The organism is Spiroplasma floricola 23-6, assembly GCF_002813555.1.
GTDB classification, from domain to species: Bacteria; Bacillota_I; Bacilli_A; order Mycoplasmatales; family Mycoplasmataceae; genus Spiroplasma_A; species Spiroplasma_A floricola.
On the sequence record NZ_CP025057.1, the window covers coordinates 100,965 to 123,152 of the forward strand.

18 protein-coding genes are annotated in these 22,188 nt (G+C 24.9%); all 18 read left to right on the forward strand.

The window, feature by feature from the left end:
• The 18 genes from nrdI to gatB all read left to right on the forward strand — a co-directional run bounded on the left by nrdI (position 1) and on the right by gatB (position 22,175).
• The gene (nrdI, locus tag SFLOR_RS00495) at positions 1-468 is read left to right on the forward strand and encodes a class Ib ribonucleoside-diphosphate reductase assembly flavoprotein NrdI (protein WP_100916153.1); all 468 of its coding nucleotides are present in this window, start codon (positions 1-3) and stop codon (positions 466-468) included.
• Positions 461-2,626, forward strand: coding sequence for a class 1b ribonucleoside-diphosphate reductase subunit alpha (gene nrdE, locus SFLOR_RS00500; RefSeq protein WP_100916154.1), 2,166 nt, complete (start codon positions 461-463; stop codon positions 2,624-2,626). The genes nrdI and nrdE overlap by 8 nt, the downstream gene beginning before the upstream one ends.
• Positions 2,627-2,731: 105 nt before the next feature.
• The gene (locus tag SFLOR_RS00505) at positions 2,732-3,478 is read left to right on the forward strand and encodes an ABC transporter ATP-binding protein (protein ID WP_100916155.1); all 747 of its coding nucleotides are present in this window, start codon (positions 2,732-2,734) and stop codon (positions 3,476-3,478) included.
• Positions 3,478-5,541 carry a hypothetical protein gene (locus SFLOR_RS00510; protein WP_100916156.1) on the forward strand — a complete coding sequence of 688 codons (2,064 nt, stop codon included), beginning with the start codon at positions 3,478-3,480 and terminating at the stop codon, positions 5,539-5,541. The genes SFLOR_RS00505 and SFLOR_RS00510 overlap by 1 nt, the downstream gene beginning before the upstream one ends.
• 17 nt (positions 5,542-5,558) lie before the next feature.
• Positions 5,559-6,311 carry an ABC transporter ATP-binding protein gene (locus tag SFLOR_RS00515; protein WP_100916157.1) on the forward strand — a complete coding sequence of 251 codons (753 nt, stop codon included), beginning with the start codon at positions 5,559-5,561 and terminating at the stop codon, positions 6,309-6,311.
• Between the two features lies 1 nt (position 6,312).
• Positions 6,313-8,220 carry a hypothetical protein gene (locus tag SFLOR_RS00520; protein WP_100916158.1) on the forward strand — a complete coding sequence of 636 codons (1,908 nt, stop codon included), beginning with the start codon at positions 6,313-6,315 and terminating at the stop codon, positions 8,218-8,220.
• Between the two features lie 220 nt (positions 8,221-8,440).
• Positions 8,441-10,159 carry a phosphoenolpyruvate--protein phosphotransferase gene (gene ptsP / locus SFLOR_RS00525; RefSeq protein ID WP_100916159.1) on the forward strand — a complete coding sequence of 573 codons (1,719 nt, stop codon included), beginning with the start codon at positions 8,441-8,443 and terminating at the stop codon, positions 10,157-10,159.
• A gap of 57 nt (positions 10,160-10,216) precedes the next feature.
• Positions 10,217-10,423 (forward strand): DNA-3-methyladenine glycosylase I, encoded by a 207-nt coding sequence (locus tag SFLOR_RS06070; RefSeq protein ID WP_211282851.1) that lies wholly within the window; start codon positions 10,217-10,219, stop codon positions 10,421-10,423.
• A gap of 71 nt (positions 10,424-10,494) precedes the next feature.
• A complete protein-coding gene (locus SFLOR_RS06075) occupies positions 10,495-10,776 on the forward strand; it encodes a DNA-3-methyladenine glycosylase I (protein ID WP_281253776.1) in 282 nt (93 codons plus the stop codon).
• Positions 10,777-10,834: 58 nt separating this feature from the next.
• Complete coding sequence (locus SFLOR_RS00535) at positions 10,835-11,311, forward strand: PTS sugar transporter subunit IIA (RefSeq protein WP_100916160.1); 477 nt, start codon at positions 10,835-10,837, stop codon at positions 11,309-11,311.
• Between the two features lie 85 nt (positions 11,312-11,396).
• On the forward strand, positions 11,397-12,398 hold the full coding sequence (locus SFLOR_RS00540) for a CPBP family intramembrane glutamic endopeptidase (protein ID WP_100916161.1): 1,002 nt from the start codon (positions 11,397-11,399) through the stop codon (positions 12,396-12,398).
• A gap of 24 nt (positions 12,399-12,422) precedes the next feature.
• Positions 12,423-13,316 carry a pseudouridine synthase gene (locus SFLOR_RS00545; protein WP_100916162.1) on the forward strand — a complete coding sequence of 298 codons (894 nt, stop codon included), beginning with the start codon at positions 12,423-12,425 and terminating at the stop codon, positions 13,314-13,316.
• A gap of 39 nt (positions 13,317-13,355) precedes the next feature.
• On the forward strand, positions 13,356-15,260 hold the full coding sequence (locus SFLOR_RS00550) for a hypothetical protein (protein WP_100916163.1): 1,905 nt from the start codon (positions 13,356-13,358) through the stop codon (positions 15,258-15,260).
• A 54-nt stretch (positions 15,261-15,314) separates the two neighbouring features.
• Positions 15,315-16,964, forward strand: a complete 1,650-nt coding sequence (locus tag SFLOR_RS00555; protein WP_157806908.1) for a hypothetical protein — start codon at positions 15,315-15,317, stop codon at positions 16,962-16,964.
• 10 nt (positions 16,965-16,974) lie between these two features.
• Entirely contained in the window at positions 16,975-18,969 is a 1,995-nt protein-coding gene (ligA, locus tag SFLOR_RS00560) for an NAD-dependent DNA ligase LigA (RefSeq protein ID WP_100916165.1), read from the forward strand.
• A 3-nt stretch (positions 18,970-18,972) separates the two neighbouring features.
• The gene (locus SFLOR_RS00565) at positions 18,973-19,263 is read left to right on the forward strand and encodes an Asp-tRNA(Asn)/Glu-tRNA(Gln) amidotransferase subunit GatC (RefSeq protein ID WP_100916166.1); all 291 of its coding nucleotides are present in this window, start codon (positions 18,973-18,975) and stop codon (positions 19,261-19,263) included.
• Between the two features lies 1 nt (position 19,264).
• Positions 19,265-20,734: an amidase family protein gene (locus tag SFLOR_RS00570; protein ID WP_100916167.1), complete on the forward strand. Its 1,470-nt coding sequence runs from the start codon at positions 19,265-19,267 to the stop codon at positions 20,732-20,734.
• On the forward strand, positions 20,727-22,175 hold the full coding sequence (gene gatB, locus SFLOR_RS00575) for an Asp-tRNA(Asn)/Glu-tRNA(Gln) amidotransferase subunit GatB (RefSeq protein WP_100916168.1): 1,449 nt from the start codon (positions 20,727-20,729) through the stop codon (positions 22,173-22,175). Before SFLOR_RS00570 ends, gatB begins: the two co-directional genes overlap by 8 nt.
• Positions 22,176-22,188: the final 13 nt, after the last annotated feature.

Below are 22,188 nucleotides of genomic sequence, written 5' to 3' on the forward strand. Positions count from 1 at the left end.
ATGCACGAAGATGTAATTAGAATATCCAAGAAATATATTAAAAAACCAAAGGGAGAAATATTTGTTGTATATTTTTCTTCAATATCAAATAACACACATAGATTTATGGAAAAGTTAGATGTAAATGATTCAAGAATTCCTTACGATTTAGATGAAGAATTAATTGTAGAAAAGGAATATGTTTTAATAACTCCAACATATGCTGGTGGTGGAGGAGATACAAAAGGAGCTGTACCAGCTCAAGTTGTAAAATTTTTAAATAAAGAAGTTAATAGAAATTTATGCAGAGGTGTAATAGCATCAGGAAATACAAATTTTGGTGACACATTTGCCATAGCAGGACCTATAATTTCTAGAAAATTAAAAGTGCCTTTTTTGTATCAATTTGAACTTTTAGGAACAAAACATGATGTTAATACAGTTAGAAAAATCTTAAATGATTTATGAGAGGGAAAAGAAAATGACTAAAGATAATATTAAAAGCCTTTCTGGAACAAATGAATCTGAAGAGTATATAAAATTAAATGCTAGAGCAAAATTATTTGTTCCAGGACAAGATAATTTTAAATTAGATATTCAAGCAGCTGATCTATATATGAAAGAACATATTGAACCTAATATGATGAAATTTTCATCAGTGAAGGAAAGAATTGATTATTTAATAAAAAATGAATATTATGATGAAGAAGTTATTAAAAAATATTCTTTGAAAGAAATAGAAGAGTTAACAGAATATGCATACTCATTTAATTTTAAATTTCCAAGTTTTATGGGAGCATTAAAATTCTTTAATGCTTACGGATTAAAATCATTTGATGGAAAAAAATATTTGGAAAGCTATGAAGATAGAGTAATTTCAAATTCTTTATTTTTAGCTGGAGGTAATTTTCAAAAAGCTAAAAATATTTTAAAACAAATAATTTTGGGACGATTTCAACCTGCAACACCAACATTTTTAAATGCTGGTAAAAAGCAAAGAGGAGAATATGTTTCTTGTTACTTATTAAGAGTAGAAGATAATATGGAATCAATTGCAAGAGCAGTTACAACTTCATTACAATTATCAAAAAGAGGTGGAGGAGTTGCTTTATGTTTAACTAACTTAAGAGAGTTTGGAGCACCAATTAAAAATATTGAAAATCAAGCAACAGGTGTTATTCCAGTAATGAAAATTTTGGAAGACTCATTTTCATATGCAAATCAATTAGGACAAAGACAAGGTGCTGGAGCAGTTTACTTGAATGTTCATCATCCTGATATTTTATCTTTCTTAGATACAAAACGTGAAAATGCTGATGAAAAAATTAGAATTAAATCATTATCATTGGGAGTAGTTGTTCCAGATATTACTTTTGAATTAGCAAAAGAAAATAAGGAAATGGCTTTGTTCAGTCCTTATGATGTTGAAAAAGTTTATAAAAAACCATTCTCAGATATTTCTATAACAAAAGAATATGAAAGTATGTTAAAAAATACACAAATAAAAAAAACCTATATTAATGCAAGAAAATTATTCCAAGCAATTGCTGAATTACATTTTGAAAGTGGATATCCTTATTTATTATTTGACGATACTGTAAATAATAGAAACGCACATCCAATAGCTGGAAGAATTGTTATGAGTAACTTATGTAGTGAGATTGTTCAAGTCTCTACACCAAGTGAATTTAACTCAGATTTATCTTTCTCAAAAGTTGGTGAAGATATTTGTTGTAATTTAGGAAGTATGAATATTGCAAAAACTATGGAAAGTGGAGAAGAATTTTCAGAAGTAATATATAACTCAATTGTTGCTCTAGATCACGTTTCTAGAAATAGTGATATATCAAGTGCTCCTTCAATTGAAAATGGGAATAAAAATAATCATGCAGTTGGTTTAGGTGCTATGAATTTACATGGATTTTTAGCAACAAATCATATTTACTATAATTCTCCAGAAGCAATTGATTTTACAAATATTTTCTTTTATACAATGGCTTTTCATGCATTTAAAGCTTCAAATAAATTAGCAAAAGAGTTTGGTTCATTCTCAGGATTTAAAATTTCTAAATTTGCTGATGGATCATATTTTGATAAATATACAAAGTGTGAAAAAGATAAATGAACTCCAGAATCAGATACAGTAAAAAAATTATTTGAGAAATACAAAGTTGCAATTCCAACTCAAGAAGAATGAATTGAATTATCAAATGAAATTAAAAAATCAGGATTGGCTAATTCTCACTTAATGGCTGTAGCTCCAACAGGATCAATTAGTTATTTATCTTCATGTACACCAAGTTTACAACCTGTAGTTGCACCAGTTGAAGTAAGAAAAGAAGGATTACTTGGAAGAGTTTATGTTCCTGCATATAAAATTGATTTTGATAATATGGGTTACTACTCATTAGGAGCATACGAAGTTGGACCAAATCCAATTATTGATATTGCAGCTGCAGCTCAACAACACGTTGATCAAGCAATATCACTAACCTTATTTATGACAGATCAAGTAACAACAAGAGATTTAAATAAAGCATACATTAGAGCATTTAAAAAAGGATGTTCTTCAATTTACTATGTAAGAGTTCGTCAAGAAGTACTTGAAAATAGTGAAAATTACGAATGTGATGCTTGTGTTATATAAAAATAAAATAAATGTTATATAAAAATAAAATAAAAACAGTAAAATGTTTTTATTTTTTTTTAAAAAATTATGAGTAGGGTATAATAGTTTTTAAAGGAGTTAATTATGATTGAAATAAAAAATATATCGAGGAAGTTGGGAAACTTTGGATTAGAAAATGTAAGTTTTAACATTGAAAAAGGTTCCGTAGTAGCATTCGTTGGAGATAATGGAGCTGGAAAAACTACAACTATTAAAGCTCTTTTTGGAGAACTTAAATTAGATAGTGGAGAAATATTAATAGATGGAGAAGACTTATTTAAAAATAATAATTTATCTAAGGTAGCTTTTTTTCCTGACTCAAATAATGTCCCTTTAGATATTAAAGTACATGAATATTTACACTATATTTGTGCAGCAAATAACATGAATAAAGAAAGAACAGAATTAAGCATTGATAATGTTTATAGATTATTAGAACTTAGACCTTATAAAGATAAAAGAATTAAGGAATTATCTTCTGGTTGAAAAAAGAAAGCAATTATGGCAAGCGTTTTGGTTAGATCACCAGAATATATTATTTTTGACGAACCAACAGCAAATGTTGATGTTGAATCAAAATTATATTTTATGGATATTTTTAAATTATTATCAAAAGTTGGTATAACAATTTTAATTACTAGTCATATTATTGAAGAACTTCAAGAATTAGCAAATTATTTAGTTTTAATTAAAAAAGGACAAATAGTTTATTCAAATAATTTTGATAAAAGTAAAGAGCATATTATGGATGTTTATAAGAGACATATGAATGAACCGATTAAAGATTTGCATATTTTAAGGGATTTATATAGTAAAAAGGATAAAAAATAATGGAAAAATTAATAAAAGAAAATAAAATAAAAAAGGAAAATAAATCAAAAGAGTTTAAAAACTTTAGTTTACTTTACTTAATTAATTTAAAATTGAGTCTTAAAAATGTAGGTTCAATTATTAGTGGAATTATTTTTTCCTTAATAACAATCATTTTTTTTATAATCGAATATACAAAAGTTATTGAAGCATCTTCTTTAAGCAGTTATGGTGTTTATAAATATTTAACATTTTTACTTGGAGGAATGGCTTTAATATTTCATATACTTTTAAACTCTCTATATTTATTTAAAAAACAAGTAAAAGATGGTATATCTTCAATTGAATTAAGAGCTGGTTATAAAACTTGAAAGTCTTATTTAATTAGAGTCCTTATTATCTTTACAGTTGCAACTATTTACATAACATCAACATTAGTAATAGCTTTAATTTTAAACTTTTCTAGTTTGAGTAATACTGCATTTTTCTTTAATCTGCATTATTCACAAGTTTTCTTTTTCTACTTTTTAGCTTACTTTTCAACAATAGTATTAGTTACTATTATGGTACTTTTTAAAACATCATTAGCAACAGCATTTGGGATGTTATTTATGGTAGTACTTACAATGGCTCCAATGTTTGCTTCATTTAAATATATGTTAGGATATAGCGTTACAGAAAATTATAAAACAAATATTAAAATGATTGGTGCACAAGATTTTTATAAAACTACAAAATCAAATCAAGAGTGATTCAATGATAATGATGGCAGTGATAATTCTAAATCTTTAAAAGGTATTAATTCATACTTAAAAGAAGTTTTAGATCCTCTAAAAGTATATGAAAAAACAGGAAATGAAAATGAAGGAAAATATAATCAAAAAATAATTCCTGAAGAGATGCTTCCAAGCTGAAACTTAAAAAAATATATTAAAAAAAATGAATTTATTAGTGGTGGTTTATATGACTATGAAAAAGCAATTAGTATAATTATGAAAAATATGGCTTTTGGTCAAGTTTATTATAATTATGATGTATTTAAAAGTGAAAGTAGTGGAGACTCAAAAAAACTTACAAATAATTATTTACTAGAAACTACTCCAATATGAAATTTATTAAAAGATATAAATAAAACTGTATTGGATAATCAAAATAATATAAAGAATACTAACCAAGATTTAATTCCTTCAATTTTTGTTAAAAACTTAGATTGAACAGGAAAAACTATTGATACAGTAGATATGAATATTGATAGTTTTTCAAAAGAAATGTCTTCATTACTTCCTCAGTACTCAATAGTGTTTGATTTTATAAACGATTATTATAATAAATATAAAACTGCTATTATTGCAGAAAGTAAAAATAACTCTGGTAGTTTTAATTCAAGCACTGCAATATATCATGGAATAATGGATACTCCTTTAGCATATGAATACAATAAACAAAATAAAAATAAAATACAGTTTTATTCTTGAAAGAAATTTTATGAATCTCGAAATCAAAGTTCAAATAATTATGGAGATGATGATTTTTGTTATTTAACTTTGAATAATAGTAGAGAACCTAAAAATGTTTGTGATACAACTTCAAAAAATATAAAAAGTAATGACGAAATGGCTGAGGTTTATAAAAAATTTCCTGAATTAACAATTATTAATCAATTAATAATTAATTTATGAAGGGATTCAATGGAATTTAGTATAGGAGATTCTATAGAGGATGGTTTGTACAGTTATCATGAATCTACTATTAAATCAAATACTTTAAAAACAGATTTATTTAGACACTTTGCTGCAATGTCAACTGGATTATTTTCACCAGTACTGTTAAATGATTCATATAATACTCAAAGTTCAATATTCTATCAAGGTCAGTTTTTAAATATATCAAATATATTTGACTTTGAAAATTATAGTTCTGAAAATAAAAGTGCTAAATCACCAATGGCACCAGTATATGAAAAAGTACAAATTAAAAAAAGAGTTGTATTTATGATACCTTTAGCATATGCAATGTATTTTATATTAATAACTCCATTAGCGTATGTTGGATATATTTTCTTTAACAAGAAAGCTAAATTATAGAAAGGAGCTTTAAGAATATGATTGAAATTAAAAATATAACTAGAGATTTAGGTGGTTTTGTTATAAATCAAGTAAGTTTTAAAATTAAAAAAGGTTCAGTAGTAGCATTTGTTGGAGATAATGGTGCTGGAAAAACTACAACTATTAAAGCTCTTTTTGGAGAACTTAAATTGGAACAAGGTGAAATACTAATGGATGGGAAAAATATTTTTGAAGAAGAGAATCTTCAAAGAATCGCTTTTTTCCCTGATTCAAATAGTGTTCCTTTAAATATGAAACTTAAAGATTATGTATCATACATTTGTGCTGTTAATAATATTCCAAAAAAAGAAGCTAAAGAAACAGCTGATAAAATATTTAAAATGCTTTCTTTAGAACCGTATATTAATAAAAAAATTAAAAGTCTAAGTGCGGGTTGAAAAAAAAGAGCTATAATGGCAAGCGTTTTGGTAAGAACTCCTGAGTATATAGTTTTTGATGAACCAACAGCTAACGTTGACGTAGAAGCAAAATTATCATTTATGAATATTCTTCATGAACTATCAAATATTGGAGTTACAATTTTGATTACAAGTCATATTCTTGAAGAACTTCAAGAAGTTGCAAATTATGTAGTGTTAATTCGTGATGGAGAAGTTGTTTTAGAAAAAGATTTTGATAATAAAAAAGAATCAATAGCACAAATTTATAAAGATGTAATGGCAGAAAAAAATAATGGAGAAAAACTTTTAAAAGAAATTTACAGTTTAAATGAAGGGGTGGTTAGTTAATATGGAACAAGCAACATTAAAACTTGTTAAAACTCAAAAACCTAAAAAAGAAAAAAAATTTAATGGTTTTAAAACTTTGTATCTAATTAATTTAAAGAGACTAATTAGAAATAAGGGTATATTAGCCACTTCAATTATATCAATGATAATTACATTAATTTTCTCACTAACTGTTGCTAATACTATGAAAAGTCCAGAAACTGCTATGGAAATTGGATTGATAATGTTATCTATTGGATTTATTATTCAAATATTTTTCTTTATATTATTTATGATAATTATGTCAACAGAATTAATTAAAAAACAAATGTTAGATGGTATTCAAAATATTGAAACCAGATCTGGAATGAAATTTAAAACCTCTTTTTTATTAAGATGATTAGTATTTATTACATTTGTTGGAGGAGTATGGGCTATAAATACACTAATTACTATTTTAACCTCATCTTCAGTTTTGTTTAAATTCGATTTAATTTCTGGAATAATATTTGGAACATGTATTTTCTATTTATTCTTAGTATTTTTTTGAACACCAATAATATTTTTTATAACTATTATTTGTTCTATTGCTTGAAGTGTTATGTTAAATATATTTATTACATTAGTTTTAGTTTTTTCAGGAATGATATCATCAATACCTATGCTATTTAGTAATGATCAAATACGAAATAATACAATGGTAATGAATTTAAATTTAAGATTAGAAATTGCAAATTCTTTTTATAACACATTTAAAGATGATGAAAATATAAATTTTATTTTTAATGATAATGAAATGAATAATCAAACATCAAAGTTCTCAGCTGCAATCAATTCAAATAAGTCATTAAAGACACAAAATATTAATGTGACAGATCTTTATTATTACAATTTAATATCTAATGATAATATAAAAGATAAAAGAGATGTTCAAATATTGGAAAGATCTTTATATGGGGGAAAGCCAAATTTAAAATATTCTTATAATAGTGAAGATGCATCAGTTACACCTAAAAATGTATTAAGTGGAACAGATATTTTTGAAAAGATATTAAATCCAATTTATGAGGAAGTTTTAAAAGGGATGAAATCTGACAATAATAAACCTCCAGTATCAAAACCAGCTTACATGGGTGGTTTTATAAATAAAAGAGAAACTTCACAGGGATTTCATGATTTAGCTCCTTTATCTAAATGATTATCAAAACAAGAAGATACAAAGAAATATGCATCTCTTCTTAAATGAGTGGAGAAAATTTATTCTAATTATTCATTTACATTAACTGCTACTAGACCTTATGGAAGTTATTCTTCTGGCAGCGGAACTTATGAGCCATATATTTTTGCAAGTAAATTTATCTCAAATAATAATCAAGAAAATTTTGATGATGAAATAAATACAGAAGCTAATAGAGTTTACAAGAGATATCCAGAATTAATGATAATAAATGATATTATTACTGAAACTTGATTAAATACAATGATGTCAAGAACTGAACTTTATAGAAATACAATGTATGGTTCTTCAAGTGGATCTTCATTTAAACAAGATGAAGTTTATTCAACTTATCAAGAATGAGTTAATAAATCTATTTTAAAAAATAATTTAAATATATTTCAACATTTTTCTATAATGTATGGACAATTATTTGGTAAAGCAATGAATAAAGATTTAATTTTTTCAAATTCAATACTTGCTTATTCAGGAATAACAACTGGATATTCAAATTATCAAGATTTAAATAAAGTAGATATAAGAAATCGTAGTTCTCAAGATCAAAACAAACCTTTAGAACCAATTTTCAAAGATGTAAAATTAAAGAAAAAATTTGGATTTAGTGCACCATTAGCTTATTTAATGTATTTATTAGTAAGTTTTGCAATGATGTATCTTGTTTATCTATTATGATCTAGAAGATCAAAAATTTAAAAAAAATAATAAAAAACTACTAAATAACTTTTAAGTAGTTTTTTATTTATAATTTTCAAAGAAAGAATAAAAAGAAAAAAAGTATTCAAAAAAATGAAGAGAATTTAAAAATTTTAAAAATTAAGTATGAAATAAATTTTTAGATATTTTTTATACTTAGTTTCAATTATTAAGTCTAATAAATTGTGTATAATATATTTGTTTAGCAGGAGGATTCTTAATGTCTAAAAAATTATCAGGAATTGGAGCAAGTAATGGTATATCTTTTGCAAAAGTATACGTACTTGATGAAAAACCAATTATTATATCAAAAGAAGCAACTAAAAATGTTGATTCAGAATTGTCAATTATAACTTCATCAATAGAGAAGGCAAAAAATGATTTAATAAAGCTACAATCTATTGCAAAAGAAAAACTAGGTGAAGAAAAAGCAGCTATTTTTGAAGCGCACGCTTCAATTTTAGAAGATCCAGCAATGGCAGAAGAATTTACAAATTTAGTAAAAGAAAAAAATTACAATGCAGCAAGAGCTATTAAAGAAGTAGCTGATAAATATGTCTCAATGTTTGAAGCAATGGATGATGATTATTTTAAAGAAAGAGCTGCAGATGTTAAAGATGTAACAGAAAGATTAATTAGATATGTTTTAAATCTACCAGTTGCAGATTTAGCAACAATAAATGAAGAAGTTATTATTGTTGCAGAAGATTTAACACCATCACAAACAGCACAATTAAATCCAAAATTTGTAAAGGGTTTTGCATGTAATATTGGAGGAAGAACTAGTCATGCTGCAATTATGGCAAGAAGTTTAGAAATTCCAGCAGTTTTAGGATTGAAAACAATTGTACATGATGTAAAAGAAAATGATATTCTAGCATTGAATGGTGAAACAGGAGATGTTGAAATAAATCCTAAAAATAAAGAAGAATGAGAAAAACTTGTAAAAGAATTTGCAAAAGAAAAAGCAGAATTACAAAAATTAAAAGATCAACCAACTTTAACTAAAGATGGATTTGATGGTTTTATATTGGAAGGAAATATTGGAAGTCCAAAAGATGTAGCTTCAGTTTTAGAAAATGGTGGAGAGGCAATTGGATTATTCAGAAGTGAATTCTTATATATGGACAATGATCATTTCCCAACTGAAGAAGAGCAATTTATTTCATACAAAAAAGTTGTAGAAGAAATGAATGGTAAAATTACAGTTATTAGAACTTTAGATATTGGGGGAGATAAAAAATTATCATATTTTGCATTTCCAGATGAAATGAATCCATTTTTAGGATATAGAGCTATTAGATTTACTTTAGATAGAAAAGATATTTTCAAAGATCAAATTAGAGCTTTATTAAGAGCCAGTGCATTTGGCCCAGTAGGAATTATGTTTCCAATGATAGCAACTGTTGACGAATTTTTAGCAGCAAAAAAATTTACATTGGATTGTAAAGCTGAATTAGAAAAAGAAGGTCAAAAAATTGGTTCAGATTTAGAAATAGGTATGATGGTTGAAATACCTGCAGCTGCAGTTAATGCAGAAAACTTTGCAAAACATGCTGATTTCTTTTCAGTAGGAACAAACGATTTAATTCAATATACAATGGCTGCAGATAGAATGAGTGAAAATGTAACTTACTTATATCAACCATATAATCCTTCAATTTTAAGATTATTAAAAATGACAATTGATGGAGCACATAAACATGGAAAATGAGCTGGTATGTGTGGAGAAATGGCAGGAGAACCAGATGCAATTCCATTATTAATGGGATTAGGTCTTGATGCTTATTCAATGTCAGCTACAAGTATTTTAAAAGCAAGAAGTATTATGTCAAAACTTACTTTAAAAGAAACACAAGAATTAGCTAATAAAGCACTTGAATGTGAAACTTCAGATCAAGTATTAAAATTAGTTAAAGAATTAATGAAAAATAAATAATTAAGGGCCATTAGGCTCTTTTTATTTATTTAGCAAAATTTAAAAGGAATAAATAAAATGGAAAACAAAAGATGTAATTGAAATAGTCAAAATGAACAGTTAATTAAATATCATGATAATGAATGGGCAAAAATCGTACATGATGATAAAACTCTTTTTGAAACTCTTATACTAGAAACTATGCAAGCAGGATTAAGTTGATTGACAGTTCTTTTAAAAAGAGAAGAATTTAGAAAAGATTCGATAATTTTGATTTTATTTTAATCTCACAATGAAATCAAAATAAAATAGAAGAGTTATTAACAAATAAAAATATTATAAGAAATAAGTTAAAAATTCAATCAGTTTTATCAAACTCTCAAAGCTTTATTAGTATTCAAAAGGAATTTGGAACATTTGATAAATATATTTGAAATTTTATTCAAAATAAACAAATAATAAATAACTGAGATAAAGAATCACAAATACCTTCTCAAACTGATCTTTCACTTAAAATTTCAAAAAATTTAAAGAAGAGAGGTTTTAAGTTTTTAGGTCCTGTAACTGTTTATTCCTTTTTACAAGCTGTTGGAATGATAAATGATCATATAAATGATTGTTTTGTTAAATATTTATAATTTAAAAAGTAAAGAAATTGAGTTTTTATTGTAAAATTAATTTTGAGGAGAAGTTAATATGGGATTATTTACAAAAAATAAAAGTTTAGATGTATTTGCACCAGTTGATGGTGAAATAATAGATCTTTCAAAAGTTGAAGATGAAGTTTTTTCAGAAAAAATGTTAGGGGACGGAATAGCTTTCATTCCTGAAAATGGAGAATTTGTAGCACCAATAGATGGTAAGTTAGTAACAGTTTTTCCAAGTGGTCATGCTTATGGAATAGCAAACTCAAATGGAGTTGAAATTTTATTGCACATTGGTTTAGATACTGTTTCATTAAATGGTGAAGGATTTGACATAAATGTGAAACAAGGTCAAAGTGTAAAAAAAGGTGATTTATTAGTAAACGTTGACATTAAAAGCGTGTTTGCTAAAGTTCCTTCAATGCATACACCATTGATATTTACAAGTGATTCAATGAACGGAAAAAATTTTGAGATTCTTAAAACTGGAAAAGTTAAAAAAGGTGATTTAATAGCTCAAGTAAAATAGTTTAATAATTATCTAAAACCTCTAAATGAGGTTTTTTATTTATTTATATTACTATTTAGTAGTAAAATAAATAAAGGTGATTTTTATGAAAGAAAATTCAAATAACTTTTGAACGAATTTAAAAAATAAGAACAATAACTTTAGATCTAAACATTTTGATTTAAGTGAAGAAGCAAGATTTAGATTTGATATTTTAAATTATAAAATTGATGGAATGATTTTTGTTACATCAGTTTTAATTGTGCCTTTAATTCTTTCACTATTTATTCCACTTGTAGCTGATTCTAATTCAGCTATTTCTCGTGCTTCAGCATTTTCAATTTTATATATTATATCTGTTTCTATTGGAATGATATTCAATTGTATTAGAAATCGGGCAGGATTTTTTAAAGGGGGCTATTTATGAATTTATATGTTCATATTAGGTCCACAAATTGTCTCTATAATTATTTTTCCTTTATTAAGGGTTTTTTTAAAGGGAAATGTTGAACTTACTAATTCTTTTGCTTCTTTAATAACAATGATAGTAACAGAAGTAATTATTATTACTCTTGCTTTAATTTATGATAGAAAAATATTTAAAAGAGTAAAAGAAACAATCAAAAATAAATGAAAAGAAATAATTTTAGTAACAATTATCTGTACTGCTTTAATGTTTATTTTTGTTACTTTCATAATTCAAAATTTAATTGAAACTAAGTTAATAGGAGTAGGGGAAAGCAATAATCAAGGTTCCTTAGTGAGTATATTAAAAGAGGACAAATATGGATTAAATGTAAAAATAGTTTATGCCATTATGTTATTTATATTAACTGTAATAGTTGCATCATTTTGTGAAGAATTATGTTTAAGAAATAGTTTTAATTTAAATGCCTCAAATAGATGACTTGGCTTTGTTTCAAGTTCACTGTTTTTTGGTTTTATTCATTGAGGTCCAAATTTTGACTTTGGTCATATAATGAGTTATAGTGCAGCAGGCTTTATTTTATCAGGAATATTTTTATACACAAAAGGTAATATGACATTTTCATGATTTGTTCATATGTTAAATAATTTAATAGCCTTTATATTAATATTTGCTATATAAAAAATAGAAAAAAAGAGGTTATTTATGACAATAATTAAAGTTAATCAAAATGATGTAGATCAAACAGTTTTTAATTTTATTAAGAAAAACTTTAAATCAACAAACTTATCTATTATTTATAAATGATTTCGAAAAGGAAAAATAAAAATAAATGATGTAAAAGTTAAAGATGGTAAAGTAAAAATTAAATTGGATGATGAAATTAAAATATATGACAGTAGTCAAACAGAAAAGAGAGATCAATTTGTTGAAGTTGATTTCTCAAATTTAGAAATTATATATGAAGATGAAAATATATTAATTGTTGACAAACAACCAAATTTAGAAGTTCATTCACCAATTAATATTAATTTAGATCAAATGGTTAAAAGTTATTTGAAAGATAAGGGAGAATATAATCCTGAACAAGAAAATAGTTTTGTTATAAGTCATGTTCATAGAATTGATAAATTAACAAAAGGTTTAGTGATATATGCTAAAAATAAAGTTACTTTAGATATTCTTTTAAAAGAATTAAACAATAAAGATAAACTTATTAAGCTATATTTAGCAAAAACAGAAAATAATAATTTACAAATAGGTAAAATAAATGGTTATATAAAATATGACAATGATAATCAAAAAGCAAGATTTAGAGTTGAAAAATTTAACAATACTAAAAAAGTTGAACAAATAAATACTTTAATTGATGATAAAAATAATATTTATGAAATTCAAATATTGACAGGAAGAAAGCATCAAATTAGAGCTGTATGTAGTTTTTACAAATCACCAATATGCAAGGATTTCAGATATGGTGCCAAAAGAAGTGAATTAAAAGAAATTGATTTGATTGCATATAAAATAATTTTTAAAAATTTTGAAGGTCATTTAGCTTATCTAAATGAAAATGAATATAAATCAAAATATAATTTTTAATGTTAAAATTAATGTAATGTTTTTTCTAGGAGGTTGCCAATGTTATCTACAAAACAAGGTATATTCAGTGTAATTGTTGGTACAACAATTTCCACACTTAATGCTATAATTCAGTTTTTAACTATGTACTGAGTTTTAGAAAAATTTGGTACAGAGTTTAACGGGTTTGTACGTTTAGTAACCTCTTTTTCTGCAATAATCTCAACTGCAGAAGGAGCTTTAGGTATTGCAGCTTCTATTTTACTTGTTAAACCCTTAGTTAATAATGATTGAATAAGTGCAAATGAAATTTATTCAACAACTAAAAAAAGCTTCAAAAGATCAGCAATTACTGGATTAATTTTAGTTTCTTTAACTGCTATTGCTTATCCACTTTATGCTGGAGTTAAATCTGGGGGAGGAAATATAATAGATCCTACTTCTTGAACAGATATATCAATGGGTTTAGTTGATAAAGATGGTACTATTTATGCCAATGCACAATATTGAATGTTAATGTTAGTTGCATTAATCTTTGGAACAAAAAATTTTATTTCAGCTTATTGATTTAGTGTTTATGAAACAATAATTATTGCTAATAATAAAAATGTTATTAGAAGAATAATAATTTTATTTACAGATGTTTTAGTAAGTGGTTTGACTTTCTTTTTACTTGCAAAAACTAAAAATCCTGTAATTCCTTTTATTCCAACCTTCTTTTATTCTCCTATTAAAGGTCTATTAATTTATATGTATGTCAAAAGAAAATATTTATGATTGAAATATTATAAAGATTTTAATAGTTTTAAACTTAATACTACACAAAGTAAAATTTCATGATCAACATTAGGTTCATCACTATTGTTAAATTCAGATATAGCAATAGTTTCAGTTATTTTGGGGTTGAATGTTTCGTCAACTTTATCACTTTATTTAGTTGTTGCATTAAATGTTAGATTAATTATGACAAATTTTGTAGTCTCCTTTAGAGAATTTTTTGTAACATTAGTTGCAAAAAAAGGAAGAATAAATTGAGAAAGTTATACAAAATATGAATTATATACTTATTTAATAGCTGCCTTTACATTTATAAACATGTCAATTTTATCACCATATTTCGTTAGTGCTTTATATGGAGAAAACATTAATATTAAAAATGATATAGCAAGTCAAAAAGCATTTGAATATATGTTCTATACTCCTAAATTTTCAATATTATATGCTGCTGTAACTGCATTTACTATTTTGTGTGATGGACAAATGACTTTAATACAAGCAAAAGGAAGATATGGAGAAGTATCTAAATTTCAAAATATTGTTGGTATTGTTTATATAATTTCAGCTCCCTTGATTACCTTTATTTTAGTTACTAGTGGTGTAGGGGGAATAAATAAATTAATTGTGGGAATAGTTATAATGTATTCAATAAAATTATTATGCTTAATTGTTAGATACTCCTATTTATGAATTTATGTTTGAAAATATGTGACATATAATTCAAATAAAAAATATGTTATAAATAACTTCTTAATTTTGATAGTTCCTACATCTATAGCAATTCTACTAAATCTTTTATATATTAGTAAAAAATTGAATATTGAAACTGCAACATCATCAGAGGGACATATCGCTCCTTTAATTGGAATGTTTTTTGGATTAATTTTTACATCTATTTTTGTACTAATTTTATTTTCTTATATTTTAAATGCAAAAGCATTTAATGGAATTATAAAGAATTTACCAGTAGTTCAAAGAATTTTATTAAAAAAATCAACTGAAGCAAGAAAAAAACGTTTTGAAGAGTATGGTATAGATATTGATGAAATAGTTGATAACAGTGATAAAATATCTCAAGCTATGTATGGAATTGAAGATTCTACAATTACTACTGAGATTATAGATGATCTTGCAGAAATAAAAATAAATCCTAAAAATGATAATATTTATATATTAAAAGGTAAATAGAAAATCAATCGATTAAAATCGATTTTTTTTATTTACTTTTTAAGAATCTTTAACTTGCTTTGAGATGCTATAATTTATAAAGGTGATAATATGTTGACAGGCTCATTGTTTATTGCTATTGGTATCTCTATTTTGTATTTATTTATGTTTTATACATCAGGGTTAATTGCAATAGAACTTTTTAAATTTAAAATAAAAAATTACTTTGTAGCTATTGCTACAGGTTTTTTCAGTTATTTTACATTTCTTTCTGTATTTACATTTCCATTGCAACTTATTTCAGTTTTACCTTATGTATTCTTTATTTACTATATTTTTGCAATATCTATAATATATTTACTATTTTGTTTTGTTTTTATGAGATTTTGATTGAATACTAATTTTTTAAAATTAGACTCTTTATTTTTTATACTTGTGGTTTGTCTCTTTATAACTTTAAATTATTTTTCTATGACATATATTTCAAAAGAAAATTTTAGTAGACATAAAAATACATTAGCTATTTTATACTGATTGAAAGGAAACTCAGTTTCTTTTTTCAATGATTCTACACTATATAACTTTTTAGGATTTAAACCATTTCAAGGATGATATAGTTTTCAATTATCAACTATCATGATTGCAAATGTTCAACCTTATCAATATAAAGATTTATTAATTCCTTTATCAATAATTTTAGATGCATTTTTATTATCTTCAATTTTCTTTACCTTTTATGAATCATTTTCATTGAAAACTAGAAATAAAAATAAAATTATTCTATTTTTATCAAGTTTGATATTGTTTATGATAACAAGATTGGTATTTTGAAAATTAGAATACTCAATATTTAGTGGAGATATGATTTTACTCTACTTGATCTTTTATGCTGTAATTATGCTACTTAGATATACAACGTTTAATACTAGAGAAAGATATAATCCTGTCTTGATTGGTTTAGTGCTTGGAGGTTATATTTCATTTTCATGAGAAAGTTCATATCAAATACTTTTCTTGTTATATGCTTTTATTTTTATAATTCAGCGAAAATTCAGTCAAAACTTTACCAAAGATATTTTAAAGATTGTATTATTTCCAATGGTTTGTTTTATCTTCTATAATATTATTTTAAATCTTTATATACAAGTAATTGTATTTGGAGCAATTCTCTTTCTTATGATTATTACTTCTATATTAATGAATAGAAAATATAGTTTTGTTATTAAGTTTGAGAATTTTTTAGAAAATAGAAGTATATTTACAGTTTTGTTTGTACCAATATTTTTTATGACCCTATCAACAGCTTTTATTTTAGCTTTTAATGAAAATATAATTTCAGATAAATTTAACTCTCTAAATATTTTATATATTTGGCTTTCTGTAATCAAAAATAACATTGCAAAGCAAACCTTAACGTTTATAATTTCAATGTCTTTATTAGCAATATCTTTCGTGTGAGTATTCTTTAGAAAAAGAGTAAAATGTGATTTATTAACAAATATAGTAGACTTATTTTTAATAAGTTATTTAACATTTTATAATCCAATATCAGTAAGATTTATAAATGTGTTTTATCCAAACATGTTTGAAACAAATGGAATAGTTTTACTTGTTCTAATATTTTCACTTCTGAACTCTATTCCATATTCAATTAAACAAAAAAAAGCAAAACAGGAAAATACTGAAGTTGTTGTGATAAAAAAATATTCAAGATTAAGTTTTTAAAGGAGCATATATGAAAGATATTAAAAATAGAATTGAAAAATTAAAAGAAGATCTAAATGAATGAAATTATGCGTATTATGTTTTGGATAACCCTATAGTTGATGATTCTGAATATGATAAGTATTTAAATGAATTAATAATGTTAGAAACAGATAATCCAGAATTTAAAACTGATGACTCACCAACACAAAAAGTAGGTGGTCAGGTAATGGATAAATTTGAAAAGTATAAACATAAATTGCCAATGTTAAGTTTATCTAATGCATTTAATAAAGATGACTTAGAAACTTTTGATGAACAAATTTTTAAAGAAATTGAAAGTAAAAAATATAACTTTTTTGTTGAACCTAAAATTGATGGATTATCAATCTCGTTAATTTATAAAAATGGTAACTTTTTTAAAGGTGTAACAAGAGGTGATGGAATTTATGGTGAAGATGTAACTTCAAATGTTAAAACAATAAAAAGTATTCCTTTATCAATTTCAGATAAAAGTGATTATGTTGAAATTAGAGGAGAAGTATTTTTATCTAAGGTTGAATTTGAAAAAATAAATAAACAAAGACAAAATAATGATGAAGAATTATTTGCCAATCCAAGAAATGCTGCTGCAGGAACTTTAAGACAATTAGATTCGTCTATTGCAGCTTCAAGAAAACTTGATGCTTTTTTATATTATTTTATGAATAGAGAAAAATTTCATACACATAGTGAGTCACTAAATTATTTAGAGAAAATGAATTTTAAAGTAAATAAATTAGGAAAAATCTGTAATGATATTGAAGAAGTTTACAATCATATTAAATTTATTGAATTGCAGAGAGAGAAATTAGAATATGAAATTGATGGAGTAGTAATCAAAATAAACGATTTTGATCTTTATGAAAAAGTGGGATATACTGCAAAATCTCCAAAATGAGCTATAGCCTTTAAATTTCCAGCTGAAGTTAAAGAAACATTATTAAAAAATATTTATGCTACTGTAGGAAGAACGGGAAGAATAACTTATAACGCTACTTTAGAGCCAGTTCAAATTTCAGGAACTATTGTCCAAGCTGCAACTTTACATAATGCAGATTTTATTATTCAAAGAGATATAAGAATTGGGGGAAAAGTTAAAATAAAAAAAGCAGGAGATATAATTCCTGAAGTAATTGAACCTATCCAGGATAATAAGTATAAAAGTTTAACCAAATGAGTTGAAGAAATAAAATGTCCTGTATGTAACTCAAATTTAGAAAGAGTTGAAGGAGAAGTAGATCAATATTGTATCAATTTTGAATGTCCAAGAAAAATTATTAGAGGACTTGAACATTTTGTTTCTAGAGATGCAATGAATATTGAAGGTCTAAGTATTAAAATTATTGAAAAGCTTTTTGAAAATAAGTTTATTAAGAACGTTGCAGATATTTATAAATTAAGTAAATTTAAAGATGAACTTATTCAACTAGATAAAATGGGAGAAAAATCTGTGTCTAATTTATTAGAATCAATTGAAAAATCAAAAAATAGCTCATTGGAAAAATTATTTTTTGGTTTAGGAATTAGACATGTAGGTAAAAAAACTGCAAAAACTTTAGCAATAAGTTTTAAAACAATGGAAAATATCTCAAAAATAAACTTTGAGGAATTAGAACAAATTAATGATGTAGGACCTATTGTTGCAAAATCAGTTTGTGATTGATTTGAAATAAAACAAAATTTGCAATTAATCAATAAATTGAAAGAAGAAAATATTAATATGATTTATTTAGGCAATGAAGGTTCAAAAAATAATGATAAAATAACTTTGAAAAGTTTTGTTATAACAGGTACATTAAGCAAACCTAGAAATTATTTTAAAGACTTACTTGAAGAGTATGGAGCTAAGGTAATTGATACAGTTAGCAAAAAAACAGATTTTTTATTAGCAGGTAAAGAAGCTGGTAGTAAATTAGAAAAAGCTGAAAAATTAGGAGTCAAAATTATTTCAGAAGAAAGTTTATTAGAAATGATTGGTGAATAAATAATGAAAATAAATTTAGAATTATTAGAAGAGCTTCAAGAAGATGCAATGTTAACTTTAAGTAAAAAAGAACTGGAAAGTATTCTTAAATATGAAAATGATTTATTAAAAAAATTTGAAAAGGTTTTATCAGTTGATACAAACAATGTAGAGGAATTACATTATCCATTTGATATTTTACAAACACACTTAAGAGAAGATGATAAGATTAGTGTTTTACCTCAAAGTGAAATTTTAAAGAATGCACCAACTATAGATGGTGACTTTTTAACAATTACAAAGGTGGTTAAATAGGATGAATTTTAAAAAAACTACATTAAAAGATGTTCATAATAAATTAATAAACAAAGAAATTAGTATTACTGATTTAGTAGAAGATGTTTTAAAGACATCTGAAAAAGAAATGAAAAGTAATTTTTTAATTACTTTGTGTAAAGAAGAAGCATTAAAAAAAGCAAAAGAACTTGAAAAAAATATTGATAAGGAAAATATTTTGTATGGAATACCTTTTATTCATAAAGATAATATTTCTACAAAAGGAATTCTAACAACAGCTGGTTCTAAAATTTTATCAAACTATGTTCCTTCTTTTAATGCGACTATTGCAGAAAAGTTTCTAGAATCAAACTCTATTATGATTGGAAAAGCTGCACTTGACGAGCTTTCAATGGGAGGAACAGGATTATTTTCATTTAATGGGGAAGTAAGAAATCCATATGATAGTAATAGAATAGTTGGGGGAAGTTCAAGTGGTAGTGCTTATGCTGTTGCAAAAGGTATTGTTCCCTTTGCAACTGGAGGAGACACAGGAGATTCAATTAGAAAGCCAGCAAGTTTAAATGGTATAGTTGGTTTTAAACCAACATATGGATCAATATCAAGGTATGGTGCAATTCCTTATGCTCCAAGTTTAGATCATTTAGGTTTTTTTACAAATAATGTTGAGGACTTGACTTATTTATGCGAAGCAACATATGCAAAAGATGATAAGGACTTTACATCAATTGATAATAGAGATGAGTTTGTAAAGAATATTAATAATTTAGATAAAAAAATTAAGTTTGGATATATTAAACATATTGAAAAATATTTAGATGGTCAATTAAAAAAAGATTATGAAAAACTATATGAGATTTTAAAAAAAGAAGGTCATGAAGTTCTAGAATTAGATTTTGACAAAAAATTATTACATGCTGTTCCTGCAACATATATGATGATATCTTTTGCAGAAGGAGTTTCAACACATTATAATTTAGATGGAATTAAATTTGGTCTAAGAGCTGAAGGTAAAGATTATAGAGAAATAATTAAAAATTCTAGAACTCAAGGATTTGGAGATACTGTAAAGAGAAGATTTATTATAGGAAGTTATCAGCTTAAATCAAAAAATCAAGAAATTCTTTTAGCTAAATCAAAAAAAGTTAGAAGGTTAATTGTAGAAACTTTAGATAAATTATATGAACAAGTAGATATTTTAATCATTCCCCCAACATTTAAACCAGCACCAACTGTTAATAATGTTTATGGAGTAGATGTTGAACAAAAAGATGATAATGAAGGTTCGTTTGTTGAAGATGTTTTAATTTTAGCTAACTTTAATGGTATGCCCTCAATTACAATTCCTTTTACAACTCAAGATAATATGCCAATAGGAATTAATTTAAATGCAAAACCAAAAAAGGATTTAAAAGTTTTACAAGCAGCAAAATTTTTAGAAGAAATAATTTCAAAAAATTTTAGACAAGTAGGTGATTTAATTGAATAACTTTGAAGTAATTATAGGAATTGAAAATCATGTGGAATTAAAAACTAACTCTAAAATGTTTGGATTAGGTCCAGTTACATATGGAGAAATTCCAAATTCACAAGTTTCAGAAATTGATATGGGTTATCCAGGAACAATGCCTTCTGTAAATAAAGAGGGAGTTAGATTGGCTTTACTTGCATGTAACGCATTAAATATGATAATAGATCCTGTTTTAAGATTTGATAGAAAAAATTATTTCTATCCAGATTTAGTAAAAGGTTTTCAAATTACACAACAATTTTTTCCTATTGGAAAAGAAGGTAAACTTGAAATTACTTTAGAAGATGGAAGTAAAAAAGTTATTGAAATTGAAAGATTGCATATTGAAGAAGATACTGCAAAACAAACACATAAAGGTGATTTAACTTACATAGATTTTAATAGAAGTGGTGTTGGATTAGTTGAAATTGTTTCAAAACCATTCATAAGAAGTGCAAATGAAGCAGTGGAATATGTAAATAAACTTAGAGAGATTTTATTATATCTTGGTGTAAGTGATGTCAAAATGAATGAAGGCTCATTAAGATGTGATGTTAATATTTCTTTAAGACCTTATGGATATTCAAAATTTGGTCCAAAAGTGGAAATCAAAAATTTAAACTCTTTAAATAATGTTAAAAAAGCAATTGAATTTGAAATTAATAGACAATCAAAAATTTTGCTATCAGGTTATAGTGTTCAACAAGAAACAAGAAGATTTGATGAAAGTACTCAAGAAACAGTTTTAATGAGAAAAAAAGATAATGCTATTGATTATAAATATTTTAGAGAACCAAATATATTTCCAATTCAACTAAATGAAAAATGAATTAAAGAAGTTATAAATAGTTCTCCAGAGTTAGCTTCACAAAAAAGAGAAAAATATATTAAAAAATATCAACTTTCTAGTGAAGATACTAACTATATTCTTTCAGATTTATCCTTAGTTTACTTTTTTGAAGAATGTATAGAGTTAGGATCAGATGCAAAAAAAGTTGCAAACTATTTAATAACAGATATTAAATCTTTATTAAATAAAGATGGTATAGAGTTGAGTCAATCCAAACTTAAACCCAAAGATATTAGTGAAATAATTAAAATGTTAGAAGAAAACTTAATCTCTTCAAAACATGTGAAAGTAATTTTACCAATTGCTTTTGAAACTGAAAAAACTATAAAAGAAATTGTAGAAGAAAATAATTTAAAATTAATATCTGATGTAAAAGAAATAGAAAAAATGTTGAGCAAAATTATAGAACAAAATAGTTCTTTAATAAAAGAACAATATGAACAAAGACAAGAAAGAGTTGAAAAAACTCTAATGGGTCAACTTATGAAAGAAACTGGAGGAAATGTAAATCCAACAGTAGCAACAGAAATTCTTATTAAAATGATTAAGGATTATTTAAAAAAATGCTAACGTAGTTAGCATT